The following is a 13,721-nucleotide window of genomic DNA, read 5'->3' as shown; positions in this document are numbered from 1 at the left end:
GTTCACCATTGAGTACGACGAACCGACCAACGGACAGAGAAAGGAGTTCAGAGCCCATTTTACCTTGAAACGATAATAAAGATTATGAGATTAAAAAAGTTTTGTTTAGTAGCATTTACAGCTTTAGTAGCAAATTTTAGTTTTGCCCAAGAAGGAATGCCAATTTATTCGGATTATTTGACGGATAATTATTATTTAATACATCCTTCTATGGCTGGTGTAGCAAATTGTGCTAAAGTTAGATTAACAGCTAGACAGCAATGGTTTGGTGTCGATGATGCACCAAGCCTGCAAACTCTGAGTGTAAATAGTAGACTTGGAGATTCACCAGTTGGATTGGGAGGTATTATATTTAATGACGCCAACGGTTATCATTCTACAGTTGGTGGATATGCAACATTTGCGTACCATTTAATGTTTTCAAGAAACGAAATTGACTTAAACATGTTGTCATTTGGTTTAAGTGCTGGGTTTATTCAATATAAATTGGATGAAACAGATTTTTTAGCACCAGGGGAGTTTGACCAAGCTGTAGCAGGTATTGAACAAAGTGCAACTAATTTTAACGTTGATTTTGGGTTTTCTTATCATTTCTTAGACTTTTATGCACATTTTACTGCAAAAAATATTCTTGACAATGATGGCATTAACTATAATCAAAATGGCGAATTTGAATTTAAGAATTTAAGAACTTATTTAGGTTCTATGGGTTACACTTTTAGTAAGTTTGGAAGTGATTGGAGCTATGAGCCTTCTATTATGTTTATGTATAGAGACGCTACGGAAGAGTCTTCAATAGATATTAATGCTAAGGTTTATCGTGAAATGGATTTTGGTAAAGTATGGGGAGGTTTATCATACAGACGAAGTTTGGATGGTGCTGAATTTGCTAGTGGAACAGGTGTAAGTAGTCAAAAATTACAATACCTCACTCCATTTGTGGGAGTTGATTATAATAATTTTGTATTCGCATATACATATTCATACCAGGCTAATACAATTAATTTTAATACAGGAGGTTTCCATCAAATTACTTTAGGGTACAACTTTAACTGTAGACGAGAGAAATATGAATGTAATTGCCCTGCGATAAACTAATAGATTTAAAAAGGCTCAATTTATAAATTGAGCCTTTTCTTTTTTTAACCTAATCCCATATATAGTTTTTCTTATTCGCTTGGGATTTGATAGCCCTTAACATGGCGTTTTCTAATCCATTTTCAGGGCTTTTGGATTGCTTGGCAATATAATCTCTTCGCTTTTGGTTTAAATCGTTAATTGACTTTTGAAGCGCTTCTCGTTCTTTTCGTTTTTTATTAATGTAAGATTTAATTTCAGTTTTTGACTTGCCTTTCAATTCTTCCGGAAGTTGCTCTTCTTTCAAATCATCATACGAAAAACTTTTTTCTGCTTCGGCATCTACCAAATCCCAAGAACTGTTTTTGTAAAATTTAGAACTCTTACTTACAGTCCTACTTACAGCATTTGCTTTGTCATAATCCATGGCATTAGAATCTTGTTCTGCCTGTAGTTCCATTTTAGATCGACCTGCTTTTCCGTAAGCCACATAAGTTTTATTTAGTTTTTTATTGAGCTCTAAGATTTTATCATCATAAGGCGATGCTATGTGTACTGTAGACTGATTATGGTTTATAGCCATATAATCGCCATGTGTTAAGTCTGCACCATCTTTCCAATAGCTTGAAATTCCTTGATTATAATCACCACAGTAGATTGTATTAACCGTAACATCATTTTTATGTGCCAGTTTAGAAGCATCTTTATAGCTGACATTTCCCTGAGTGTAAGGCTCATTTCCGGCAATGAAAATAAACTTTAAGTCATTATCATTATTTCCCCAATCTAATTGGTTTAATGCGGTCTGAATGACTTTTCCGCAATATTCATTACCACCATTTGTGGTTAAAGAGAATAAGGATTTTGAGATTTCGTCCAGGTCGTCACTAAATGCAATGACTTGCCTAAGGTAGCCTTCATCTGCATTAAGGTTGTCGTTGCCGTATTCATAAAGTGCTATTTTAAGATCTGGACTTTCCTCTTTACATTTTGCATAAGATAATTCGTTGACAATTTGCCAAAGTTGTGCTTTAGCTTGATCTATTAACCCATCCATACTGTTACTGGTATCTAGTAGAAGTGCCACTTTTATTTCTGGTTTTTCAGTTTTTAAAGTGGTTTCAAGTTTTGTTTCTGCAACTGCAAAATTCTGTTTTTCTTGCTTGGTATTTGCGTTACAAGCCGTAAAACTTGCAATACTAACCGTAATAACGAGTGTTCTGAATAATGTTTTCATAGTTATTAATTTTTTGTGTTTAATTCTTTTACGTCAATAGTTCCGTTAGGTGAAATGACGTAGTACTTATGGTCTATTTTTGTTTTAGTGATAGGTTCCGTTTTCTTTTCTTTAGGTTTTGGTGTAAAAACCAGTTTTATATGCATACCTATTTGCACCACAGGTTCTAAAATCGATGGATTTACGACGACATCAAAAGTCTCATAAGTCAGTGGTTGATAATAATAGGAAGTTTGTTTCTTCGCTGAAGTCACGCCTTTATTTTTATCTAAAGCTTCAAAAGAAACGCTATTATAGGCTTGGTAGCTTTGATAAAAATCTTTTGGGAAATAGCAATATTTGTCATCTGCGATAGCAACATCATATTGAGATAGATCAAAACCTAGACTATTGTAATATGCTTTTTTATCTTCAATGAGCTTTAGAAGCTGATCCTGTAGATTTTTGTAAACCTCTTGAATGTTTTCAATAAAATAATCCACCTTAACCAAGTTATATACTTCACTTTTTGCACAAGCCTCGAGAATGGCTTCAAATTGATTGGTCTTGGTAAATTGAATATGAATATTCTGTTGCAACTCAAACCCCTTAGGAACTTCAGTATAGGTCTTGCTGAATAGCTTTTTGGTGACTTCAACTTCATAAACAGGTATAAAGGATATGACATCTATGGCGAAATTTTTCGGTGAAATTCCAATAGCATTCAATCTCAGTTTTATGCTATCTACGCGTTGTTTCATAAGTGCATTTGTAGTTTCTGCAGAAGGCCCAATTTGAGATAGATTAAAAATTGCCGTGTAAGTTGTAGCATTTACATTTTGAAGTGCTTTTACATCAATATTTAAAACATTGCTGGCGTGTAGCACTTTATTAATTTGTTGCAGTACCACTGGATTGTAAATAGTGGCATTTCCGGCAGACAAAATATTTTGTCTCGAAATATCTTGTGTAATTTGATTGTAATTCCCTTTGTGCTGAGCAATTGCGGTACTCCCCAAAACAAGAAGCAGCAAAACAAATAGATTGCTTTTTTTCATTATGATTTATTTTTTGATTAATGATGCCGTAAAGCTCCATGTAAAAAACAGGAAAAAAAAAGCAGAATGAGTGAATGACCTATATGGATGAGTGAAATAAATTGCCGCTTTAGTAATTAGGTCTATTTAGTAGTTTAAAAGCCCATATATTGCGTTATGCTATTTTTTGAAACCAAATAAAGTATGTAAGTTTATTCCAATTTAAAAATTGTTCACAAAAGTGAAACTAATCTATAAATACATATTCATTGTCCTTTTTTGTTTTGCGGCTTCCTTAAGTTATGGGCAAAACAAAAAAGAAGCAGTTGTCCCAGTTGAAGATGAAATATTTACCATCAGAGGTTCTGTCTATATACAAGGTTCTCGTATTCCTATAGAACAGGTGGATATTGAAGTCAATAATGGAACATATACAACAACAAATAAAGATGGAAAGTTCGTCATTAAGGCTAAAATCGGTGATCAACTTACGGTAATGCACAAGGATTTTGAAACCATATTCCATACCATAGAAAGTGGAGAACGAATAACCATTGAAGTTACTTCTGAGGATAGTTGGAGTTCCGGAAGAACGAAAACAGCCAATATTACTAAAAGATTTAATCAAATGATTGACTCTGCGGATGCCTATTTAAAGAAAGATGCAGAGAAGAGTATAAAGTTTGTGGGTGATGCTCTTAATGTCAATGTTTCTCCAAGTCAGAGTGCTGAGGCGCATGAACTTTTGGGAGATATCTATATGTATTGGAAACAGTATGACCTTGCTATTTCGGCATATAAAATTAGTATTCAGAATACGGAAATACCATCTGCAAAATTAAAATTGGCAAAAGCTTATGAGTATAACGGCGATCTTAAAGAAAGTATTTCTACTTATGGAAATCTCAACGAAAAGGATTTGTCAAACTATCAAAAAGCTCTACTGTACGAAGGTGTTGGTGATGCTAATTTAAAACTTAAAAATATACCCAAGGCAATAACATCTTACGAAGAAGGTTTGAAAATTGCCAAAAGACATTTGATAGCTCCTAAAGTAACCGACTTAAATTCTAAAATAGCACAAGCCTATAATGTAAAAGGGGACATAGTTAAAGCTAGAGGTTTTTTTGACAACTCTCTCGATTTAGCGGCTAAAGAAAACAAAAAACGCTCTGTAGAAGAAAAGATAAAAGTGGCAGAGTTTAATAGTGAAAATCAGGATTATGAGAGCGAAATAGAATTGAGAAAACAAGCATTGGAGGACATTGAGGATATTGAAAAGGATTCTATAATTCCAAACGAAAGTCCACTCACTTCCCAGAAACAAAATTATAAAATCGGAAATGCCTTGATATTACAAAACAGGAATGATGATGCCATACCGTTTTTAGAAGAAAGCAGAAAAGAGGCTGATAAAAAAGGAGACTTAGTGGTAGGTAAGGATGCCACACGAAAACTATCTGAAGCGCTTATCAAAAAAGGAGATACAGAAGAAGGCCTTGCCATGATTGAGAATTATGAAAACATAGTTGATGAATTATATGCAAAAAAGGAACAAGAAATATCTCAAGCAGCACGTTTTAGTAGAAACCTGGCAATACAACAGAACAGAATTACGGCATTAGAGAGTGATAGGGCATTATCTAGAAGCACTTATGAGTTAACCCAAGAGAAGAACAAGCGTCAACAACTAATAATTTACTCACTCATTGGTGGTTTGGTACTGCTTTTAATTACAGGCTTTATGATGTACAAATACATAAAGCAACAGCGTTTGGCGAATAATCTATTGGCTTTAAAATCACTGAGAAGCCAAATGAATCCTCATTTTATTTTTAATGCGTTAAATTCCGTAAATAGTTTTATCGCTACAAACGATGAGCGGACGGCGAACAAGTATTTATCTGATTTTTCGCATCTAATGCGCTCGGTTTTGGAGAATAGCGAAGAAGATTTTATTCCGTTAAAGAAAGAAATTGAATTATTGGACTTATACACCAAGTTAGAACATTTTAGGTTTCAAGATAAATTTGACTACTCCATTAAAGTTGATGAAAGTATCGATGTAGATGAGTTTCAAATTCCGCCAATGCTACTGCAACCTTATATTGAGAATGCAGTGTGGCATGGTTTACGTTATAAAACCGAAAAAGGACACCTTAGCATAGAGATACTTCCCAAATCTAAAAACGAAATCGCAATTGTTATAACTGATGATGGTATTGGTAGGGAGCGTTCTAAAGCCTTAAAAACGGCGAATCAAAAGAAACAGAATTCTAAAGGTATGAACAACATCAAAAAACGTGTTGCCATTTTAAACGAAATGTATAAAGACAAGGTTGATGTGACTATAGAGGACTTTCAAGATTTAACTGATGTAGGTACCAAGGTTGTAGTGACTTTAAAAAAAGATTGATATGAAATTAAGCGCCATATTAGTAGAAGACGAAGAAAAAAGTAGAGAGATTCTAAGAAATTATCTCACTAAGTATTGCCCAAATATTTCAATTGTTGGCGAAGCCGCTAATGTAGATGAAGCTTTGATTTTAATTAGAAATAATGATTTAGATGTTGTGTTTTTGGATGTAGAAATGCCTTATGGTAATGCATTTGATTTGTTGGATAAAGTAGGTAATATTGACTTTGAAACTATTTTCGTTACGGCTTATAACCATTATGCTATTGAGGCTTTAAATGCTCATGCATCGTACTATTTGATGAAGCCCATTTCCATAGATGAATTGATAAAAGCAGTGGATTATGTCACTGAAATTAGAACCAAGGAAGATGCTTTACAAGACCAGGTTTTAGTGCCAAAGACAAATTCTGTAAATGGTAAAATTACCATTCCGCAACAAAACGGATTTGAGATTTTGGAGACAGACAACATTATGTACTGTAAAGCTGATGATAACTACACAGAGATTTACCTTAACAACAACAAAAAGAAACTGGTAAGTAAAACTTTAAAGTATATTGAAGAAAGTTTAAAGGATGCCAATTTTGCTAGAGTACATAAGAGCTATCTTGTGAATGTCAATGAAATTGTTAAGTATGTAAAAGGAAAAGGGGGAAGTGTAGTGTTAAGTAATGGCAAGGAAATTATGGTGTCTGCTTCTAAAAAATCTGATTTGTTGTCTTATTTTAAATAGTAAACTATGCCAATAATAAAACCAGTAAGAGGAATACACCCACAAATACCAGAAGATTGTTTTATCGCAGATAATGCTACCATCGTTGGCGAAGTCACAATGGGCCATAATTGCAGTATTTGGTTTAATGCTGTAATCCGTGGTGATGTTCATTTTATAAAAATGGGTGATAAGGTCAATGTACAAGATGGTGCTGTTATACATGCTACGTATCAAAAATCACCAACAACCATAGGGAATAATGTGTCTATTGCGCACAATGCTATTGTACACGGCTGTACAATTCACGATAATGTACTGATTGGTATGGGAAGTATTGTTATGGATGATGCCATTGTACACTCTAACAGTATTATTGCGGCAGGCGCAGTGGTTACTCAAGGAACTATTGTAGAATCTGGTAGTATTTACGCAGGTATGCCAGCAAAAAAGATTAAGGATATTAGTGAAGAGCTAATTTCAGGTGAAATTGACCGTATTGCCAATAACTATGTGAAATATTCGGGCTGGTTTAAAGAATAGAGCATTTTTACTCTAAAAGTCTAAATAAGCAGTTTCAAATTTATTATCTAAGATAGAATTCAGCACTTCTATATTTCCATTGGAATATAATGAAATGGTGGGAGTCTTCGTCTCAAGATTCAACAAATCATTTGCCTTAAGTATAGCTTTAGTCTGTTTGGCAACTGCTAATCCAGAATCTATAATCGTAACTTTCTCAGGTAATAATTCTTTAAGTATAGGAATAAGATAAGGGTAATGTGTACAGCCTAAAACCAAATAGTCGATATTTTCATTTATCATTGGCTTTAGGTATGTCTCCAATAGTTTTTTCATTTCATCGGAATGTAATTTTCCTGATTCAATCAATGGGACTATACCATCTCCATCTTGCTCAATAACTTTAATGCCACTTGCGTAGATATCGGATGTTTTGTGAAATAAATGGCTGCTTAAAGTACCTTTGGTCGCTAAAATGCCAACAGCTTTAACTTTGCTTTTTAAAGCCGCAGGTTTTATAGCAGGCTCTATACCAATAAAGGAAGCATCATAATTGGCTCTGAGGTAATCTATAGCATTTGTTGTAGCAGTATTACAGGCCACGACTATAATTTTACAATCTTTACTCAGTAGCAATTCGGTGTTTTTAATACTGAGCTGAAGTATCTCCTCTTCAGACTTATTACCATAAGGTGCATTTCTACTGTCAGCTAAATAAATACAGTTTTCGTTTGGTAAAAGGGCATGTATTTCCTTAAAAATAGATGTACCACCAACACCAGAATCGAATATGCCAATAGATTTTTTACTCATTGTTACAAAAATAAAAAGTCGCTTTGTTAAAAGCGACTTTCTTAAAATTTATTTAGAAGGTCATTATATTTTTAAATGAGCCTTTACATCTGCCATAAGGTCTTTACCGTCTGCCATAATCAACATTGCTGAATCCACAACGTAATCAAATCCTTGAGCCCTAGCTACAGTTTGTATAGCCTTGTCAGCCTCTTCTAAGATAGGCTTAAGTAAATCAAATTCTTTCTTCTGCATGTCTTGCTGTGCATTTTGCTGAAACTGAGCGATGCTCTGCTTAATACCTTCAACTTCTTGCATACGTCTTTGGTTCTCTTCTTGCGTTTGCGCTTCTGCCTCAGAATTATACTGCTTTAATTTCGCGTCTAATTCTTTTACAGAATCCTGGATCTGAGCTTCGTAAGTTTTACCTAATTTAGTAATCTCACCTTGCGCTGCAGTGTATGCAGGCATAGCTTTTATCAATTCTTCCTTATTAATATGTGCAACATTACTTTGGGCAGATATAAAACTTGTTGCTCCAATGAAAAGTGCAGCTAATAATAGTGATTTTAAATGTTTGCTCACTTGAAATTTATTTGTTTTAGTGAGTTTGTGAATCTGTGATTTCATTTTTCTAAATTGTATTTGTGTGTTATAATTATTAATTGTTTTCTCCTTCGTTTTTCCTAGCCTTAGCTATAGAATCTCTCTTTTTTAGTTGTTTTTCACGCTCTTCACGTGCTTTTTTTCTTTCTTCTAGTATTTTTTTCTTTCGTTCTTCTAGAGCTTTTTTTCTATTTTCTCTATCTCTGGCTTTGATCTCAGCTGCTGTTAAAGGCTTCTTTGTATTTATTGAGTCCTTTTTTACAGTTGCCTTAGTCTTTGTAGTGTCAGTTTTAACTGTATTCTTAGCTTTATTGGCTGTACTGTCTTTAGCAGTAGTATTAATGTCTTCAGTTTTTTTGTTGCGTGCATCTAAAACTTTTTGGCGACGCTCATCAGCTTCTCGCTTTTTTGCAGCTCTAATAGAGTCTTGCGTTGCTCTTCTTGCTTCTAAAGCTTTTTCTCGCTCAGCACGTTTGGCAGCTAATTCTGCCTCTCTTGATGCCTTACGTTCTTCTAAAGCTTTTTGGCGTTCATCCTTTTCTTCACTAACCACAGGAACAACCTCTTCTTCCTCAAGTTCCTTAAGCTCTTTTTTGTTTTTAGCTTGGCTTCGCCTAGACGTTCTTGTAATTGTTCTTAGAACTTGTTCGCTAATATCATAACGTTCAGCAGAATAAAGCATCACTACATCAGCGGACTTATCAAATACGAAATCGAATTTTTTCGTTTCAGCGATTTGCTGAACAGCTGCAAAAATTTGATCTTGGATAGGTTCTATTAATTGGCGCTTCTGAATGATTAAATCTCCATTTGGGCCAAAACGCTTTTGTTGATAGTCTAAAATTATAGCTTCTTCAAAAGAAATATCCTCCATGCGTTCCTCATATAACTCTTTGGTTAAAAGAACACTTTCGTTTTCAAGTTCTTTTTTCTTTTGCTCTATGACACTGAGTTTTTGCTCAACCTCACTTTTCCATTGTTGAACTTTTTTATCCAACTGTGTAGAAGCTTCTTGATATTCTGGTACATTCTGTAAAATATATTCAGTATCTATATACCCTATTCTAACACCACGCTGTGCGTTAACACTAAAGCTCATTAGACCAATTACTGCCAGTAAAAAAAGAACTTTAAATTTCATCATGTTTGTTTTTGTTTTGAGACATTATCGTTGTAACCCAAACGTTTTTTATCTTATTTAGTGTTACTAATCTTCAAATTTAACGAAATATATCTTTAAAAATTTTAACACCATGATGAAATCCTCATTTAGCAATTAGAAAATATCGTGCCAAACTTAAAATTGCTGACCAATTATAAAGTGTGTTTCCCATTTTCTAGGCACAGTACCATCTGGTAAATCATCGAAAGCATGACCGAAATCTATACCCAATAAACCAAAGGCTGGCATAAAAATTCTCAACCCTACACCTGCTGATCTACGTAAGCTAAAAGGATTAAAATCCCTAAAATTATTTACAGATTGACCACCTTCTAAGAAAGTAAGCGCAAAGATTTTAGCTTGTGCTCCCAAAGTTATAGGGTAGCGTAACTCTAATGAAAATTTGTTATAGATAGAACCACCATCTGTAGAAGATAATGATTGGTTTGGGTAACCACGAAGTTGGATAACCTCTCTGCCATCTAAGGCGAAGTTTCCGAGACCGTCACCACCAACAAAGAATCGCTCAAAAGGAATAACTCCTCTATCGTTGTTGTATGCTCCTAAGAATCCAAACTCTAAACTAGGTCTTAATACCAAATCTTTATTGCCTAATTTAAAAAGAGACGTATACCAATCTGCTTTGAACTTTATTTTATAGAATTCTAACCATTTAAAGCGTTCCTGGTCAATTTCTCCGATACGTTCAAAATCATCCTGATCGGTAGGATCTAGCTGATCTCTTTCGTCCTTTAAAGCTTTATAATCTACTCCATTAACTAGTGAATAAGGAAATGAGAATTTAGCTGAGGCTGTAAAATTAGAACCTCCCGTTGGGAAGATAGGGTCTGTATATAAATTATTTCTGCTTAAGCCAATAGTATATGATAAGTTGTTAGACGTTCCGTCTCCAAAAGTAAATAAACCAGTGTTATAATTTCTAAGGTCATAATTTTGATAACTCAAGGCTTGAGACAGCGTAAAATAATCGTCTGGTTTGGCAAGTCTTGTAGCTAAGCCAACGGTAACACCGAAAATGTTAAATCGTCTACTTTTATCAGCTCTTCGTGTTTGAGAGTTGAATAAAAACTGCTTTGAATATGAAACCGATGTAGATAATTGAAACGGTTTTTTACCACCTAACCAAGGTTCGCTAAAAGAGAAGCTGTAAGTCTGAAAAAACTGACTAGCTTGCAATCTTAAAGCTAAACTCTGTCCATCACCTCTTGGTACAGGCTTATATGCTTCTTTCTTAAAAATATCCTTTATGGCAAAATTATTAAAAGATAAACCTAACGTACCAATGAAGCCACCTCCGCCATAACCACCTTGAAGTTGTATTTGGCTAGAACCCTGTTCAGCTACTTCATATTCAATATCCAATGTGCCATCAACTGGGTTAGGGTTTTTAATGTTGGGAACTAACTGTTGTGCATCAAAGAAACCTAATTGCCCTAATTCCCTTAATGTTCTAATAATTTCAGACTTACTGTAAAGTTCACCAGGACGTGTTCTTATTTCTCTGTATATTACATGGTCATTTGTAACATCATTACCAACTACTGTTACATTGTTAAAATAGGCTGGTTTACCTTCAGAGATTCTGATCTCCATATCAATAACATTACCTTCAGCACTAACTTCTACAGGGTTAATAGTAGAGAACATATAACCCGTATTTTGGTAAGCATTAGATAAACTAAGCGCATCAGGATCATTAGGATCATCGATTCGTTCTCTGAGCTCAACACCATTATAAGTGTCACCTTCTTTTATACCTAATAAATTTGACAGTTGCTGATCTGTGTATACGGTATTACCAACAAAATCAATTTTACCAAAAGTATATTTCTCTCCCTCTTCAACTTTAATGTCTAAGTTGATGTTTTTTTCATCTAAATAACTAATAGAATCTGATATTATTCTGGCGTCCCTGTAACCATTTTCTTTATAATAATCTATAACGTTTACTAAATCCTCTCTAAAGTCTTCTTCTATGTATTTTGAACGCTTTAGAACTCTAATAAAGTTTTTTTGCTTCGTATTTTTCATTGCTTTACGAAGCTTTTTATCTTTTACCTTTTCGTTACCTACAAAATTGATGTTTTTGATCTTTACCTTTTCGCCTCTGTCTATTTTAATGCGCATATTAACACGCTCTTTTTCTACAGAGTCGATAACTTCAGTTGTAATAATATCTACATCGGTATTTAAATATCCTTTCTCTTTGTATTTATCAGTAAGATAATTACGCGTAGTTGCAATAAGGTTTTCTGTTACTTTTACACCGCTTTGAAGCTTATTTTCACTTATTATCTCGGCTTTCTTATTCTTCTTAACACCTTCAATAGTTAAGTCTAAAAGTTCTGGTAAATCAATAAGGCGGATTTCTAAATCCGCAGTATTACCCTCTATATTAGTAATGTATATGTCAATACTACTAAAGAGGTTAGATTTCCATAAGGTTTTAATGGCATTCGCAATTTTTTCTCCGCCAACCTGTATTTCTTCGTCTTTTCTAAGCTTAGAATAGGCAATAATAGTTTGAGGGCTAAAATTTGTATTTCCTGTTACGGTAATGTCTTTAATCAAGTATTTTGCACCATCTTGAACCTGTGCATTACTTTTTAAGGAGATTGTAAAAAATAATACAATACAAATAAGTTTAGTAAAAGTGTTCAATACTTTATTGTTAGGTGAGTTGTTCGCTTGTTTTTCCAAATCTTCGTTCTCTATTTTGATAGTCTATGAGCGCTTCGTATAGGTTTTCCTTCTTAAAATCTGGCCATAAAATATCCGTAAAATACAATTCTGCATAGGCAATTTGCCAAAGCAAAAAATTACTTATTCTCTGTTCACCACTTGTGCGAATAAGTAGGTCAACGTCTGGTAAATTTTGCGTGTAAAGATGCTTATTTATAATGGATTCATCAATACTTTCTGTAGAAATTATATTATTTTTAACTTTAAGTGATAATTCTTTAATAACATTAACAATTTCTTCACGAGAACCATAGCTTAAGGCTAGGGTTAATGTCATGTTCTCATTATTTTTCGTCTTTTCTATAACATCTAAAAGTTCTTGGTGCGCTTTTTTTGGCAAATCGTGTAGACAGCCAATAGCTGATAGTTTTATGTTATTGTCTTGAAGGGTTTTTATTTCTTTTTTCAGGGATTTTACTAAAAGTTTCATTAATGTTTGGACTTCTAGTTTTGGTCTGTTCCAGTTCTCAGTCGAAAAGGCATAAAGAGTTAGATTTTTTATACCTAGCTCTGCACTGGCTTCAACAACTTGTCTAACGGATTTAGTGCCGCTCTCATGACCAATTACACGCATAAGGCCTTGTTGCTTTGCCCAACGTCCGTTGCCGTCCATAATAATGGCGACATGGTTAGGAAGCTTTTCTTTATTTATTTGTTCTTTAAGGCTCATTTAAAAATTACAATAGCAAGGTCTTCTGCCAAAGGTGTAAGTTAATGTAATTCCTGAAAATACATACCAATCATTGCTATTAGTATTTCCAAAACTCAATTGTTGTCTGTCTTTATTGTCTGGTACACTACCGTCTAGTTCATCAGAAAAAGTATAGCGCGCACCAATTTCTAACGCTAATATAAGATGATTGCTAATGTTGGTTTTATAACCTAGCACCATGGGAATACCATAAGCCCAACTCGATGTGTTTTCTGAAGTGTATTCGCCAGCAGGCGTAAAGTAATAATTATCGTGATTTGCCAAAGTAATACCAGAATATAAATAGGGTGTGCCTTGTATACCTATTTCGTGTAGGTTAAAGTCCCAGAACGTAAATTCCATACCAGCAGAGATTTCTAAAATACTAGTGTTGAAGTTGTAACCACGTTGTCTTCTCCTTGGATCATCTGATTTACCATCGATACCTTCTAAATCTGAAAAAATTACAGAAGCTCTAAACGAGTGTCTTGGGCTTCTATTCCATTTAAAGATGGCTCCAAACGCACCTTGGTTTGGGGAAATATAATCGGTTGCCCCAACATCTCCTATAAAATTACTCCCACCAGCAAATACACCAACCTCATAGATTTGAGCATTGGTAGTTTGGACGAAAAATATACTTATTAGAATTAGGATTAAATACCTCATAAATTTTTCAAAGTTTGCAAATATAATAATAATGATTAGCCTATAACAATTTGAT

The 13,721-nt window shown here is 34.1% G+C and carries 12 protein-coding genes; 4 read left to right on the top strand and 8 right to left on the bottom strand.

From position 1 onward, the window contains the following. The first annotated feature begins 84 nt into the window (after positions 1-84). Positions 85-1,098, top strand: coding sequence for a PorP/SprF family type IX secretion system membrane protein (locus F1003_RS14845; RefSeq protein WP_155090216.1), 1,014 nt, complete (start codon positions 85-87; stop codon positions 1,096-1,098). 49 nt (positions 1,099-1,147) lie between these two features. Here F1003_RS14845 and F1003_RS14840 read toward each other — a convergent pair whose 3' ends face one another. Next, a complete protein-coding gene (locus F1003_RS14840) occupies positions 1,148-2,314 on the bottom strand; it encodes a vWA domain-containing protein (protein WP_155090215.1) in 1,167 nt (388 codons plus the stop codon). A 5-nt stretch (positions 2,315-2,319) separates the two neighbouring features. After that, the gene (locus tag F1003_RS14835; RefSeq protein WP_155090214.1) at positions 2,320-3,351 is read right to left on the bottom strand and encodes an SIMPL domain-containing protein; all 1,032 of its coding nucleotides are present in this window, start codon (positions 3,349-3,351) and stop codon (positions 2,320-2,322) included. A 220-nt stretch (positions 3,352-3,571) separates the two neighbouring features. Between F1003_RS14835 and F1003_RS14830 the strand changes: the two genes are divergently transcribed. Genes F1003_RS14830 through F1003_RS14820 form a run of 3 tightly spaced genes read left to right on the top strand, consistent with a single transcriptional unit; the run spans position 3,572 to position 7,004 of the window. Continuing rightward, positions 3,572-5,746 carry a tetratricopeptide repeat-containing sensor histidine kinase gene (locus tag F1003_RS14830; protein ID WP_162306991.1) on the top strand — a complete coding sequence of 725 codons (2,175 nt, stop codon included), beginning with the start codon at positions 3,572-3,574 and terminating at the stop codon, positions 5,744-5,746. 1 nt (position 5,747) lies between these two features. After that, positions 5,748-6,482 (top strand): LytR/AlgR family response regulator transcription factor, encoded by a 735-nt coding sequence (locus F1003_RS14825; RefSeq protein WP_155090212.1) that lies wholly within the window; start codon positions 5,748-5,750, stop codon positions 6,480-6,482. Between the two features lie 6 nt (positions 6,483-6,488). Beyond that, positions 6,489-7,004 (top strand): gamma carbonic anhydrase family protein, encoded by a 516-nt coding sequence (locus F1003_RS14820; RefSeq protein WP_155090211.1) that lies wholly within the window; start codon positions 6,489-6,491, stop codon positions 7,002-7,004. A 12-nt stretch (positions 7,005-7,016) separates the two neighbouring features. Here F1003_RS14820 and murI read toward each other — a convergent pair whose 3' ends face one another. From murI to porG, 6 genes are all read right to left on the bottom strand, one after another. After that, the gene (murI, locus tag F1003_RS14815; protein ID WP_155090210.1) at positions 7,017-7,796 is read right to left on the bottom strand and encodes a glutamate racemase; all 780 of its coding nucleotides are present in this window, start codon (positions 7,794-7,796) and stop codon (positions 7,017-7,019) included. 63 nt (positions 7,797-7,859) lie between these two features. Continuing rightward, entirely contained in the window at positions 7,860-8,405 is a 546-nt protein-coding gene (locus tag F1003_RS14810; protein ID WP_155090209.1) for an OmpH/Skp family outer membrane protein, read from the bottom strand. Positions 8,406-8,436: 31 nt separating this feature from the next. After that, positions 8,437-9,525, bottom strand: a complete 1,089-nt coding sequence (locus tag F1003_RS14805) for an OmpH family outer membrane protein (RefSeq protein WP_306461435.1) — start codon at positions 9,523-9,525, stop codon at positions 8,437-8,439. Between the two features lie 153 nt (positions 9,526-9,678). Then, a complete protein-coding gene (gene bamA, locus F1003_RS14800) occupies positions 9,679-12,264 on the bottom strand; it encodes an outer membrane protein assembly factor BamA (protein ID WP_155090208.1) in 2,586 nt (861 codons plus the stop codon). Beyond that, entirely contained in the window at positions 12,236-12,976 is a 741-nt protein-coding gene (gene uppS, locus F1003_RS14795; protein ID WP_155090207.1) for an undecaprenyl pyrophosphate synthase, read from the bottom strand. The genes bamA and uppS overlap by 29 nt, the downstream gene beginning before the upstream one ends. Beyond that, positions 12,977-13,666 (bottom strand): type IX secretion system protein PorG, encoded by a 690-nt coding sequence (porG, locus tag F1003_RS14790; protein ID WP_155090206.1) that lies wholly within the window; start codon positions 13,664-13,666, stop codon positions 12,977-12,979. Between the last annotated feature and the right edge of the window lie 55 nt (positions 13,667-13,721).

Source organism: Winogradskyella ouciana (assembly GCF_009709615.1).
Lineage (GTDB): Bacteria > Bacteroidota > Bacteroidia > Flavobacteriales > Flavobacteriaceae > Winogradskyella > Winogradskyella ouciana.
Note: the sequence above shows the minus strand (reverse complement) of the source record. Positions and strands in the feature narration are given on the sequence as shown.

What these genes read in the sequence shown, in the direction of transcription:
- F1003_RS14845 (WP_155090216.1), top strand. Translation starts at nt 85, where the DNA reads ATGAGATTAAAAAAGTTTTGTTTAGTAGCATTTACAGCTTTAGTAGCA.
- F1003_RS14840 (WP_155090215.1), bottom strand. Translation starts at nt 2,314, where the DNA reads ATGAAAACATTATTCAGAACACTCGTTATTACGGTTAGTATTGCAAGT.
- F1003_RS14835 (WP_155090214.1), bottom strand. Translation starts at nt 3,351, where the DNA reads ATGAAAAAAAGCAATCTATTTGTTTTGCTGCTTCTTGTTTTGGGGAGT.
- F1003_RS14825 (WP_155090212.1), top strand. Translation starts at nt 5,748, where the DNA reads ATGAAATTAAGCGCCATATTAGTAGAAGACGAAGAAAAAAGTAGAGAG.
- F1003_RS14820 (WP_155090211.1), top strand. Translation starts at nt 6,489, where the DNA reads ATGCCAATAATAAAACCAGTAAGAGGAATACACCCACAAATACCAGAA.
- murI (WP_155090210.1), bottom strand. Translation starts at nt 7,796, where the DNA reads ATGAGTAAAAAATCTATTGGCATATTCGATTCTGGTGTTGGTGGTACA.
- F1003_RS14810 (WP_155090209.1), bottom strand. Translation starts at nt 8,405, where the DNA reads ATGAAATCACAGATTCACAAACTCACTAAAACAAATAAATTTCAAGTG.
- F1003_RS14805 (WP_306461435.1), bottom strand. Translation starts at nt 9,525, where the DNA reads ATGATGAAATTTAAAGTTCTTTTTTTACTGGCAGTAATTGGTCTAATG.
- uppS (WP_155090207.1), bottom strand. Translation starts at nt 12,976, where the DNA reads ATGAGCCTTAAAGAACAAATAAATAAAGAAAAGCTTCCTAACCATGTC.
- porG (WP_155090206.1), bottom strand. Translation starts at nt 13,666, where the DNA reads ATGAGGTATTTAATCCTAATTCTAATAAGTATATTTTTCGTCCAAACT.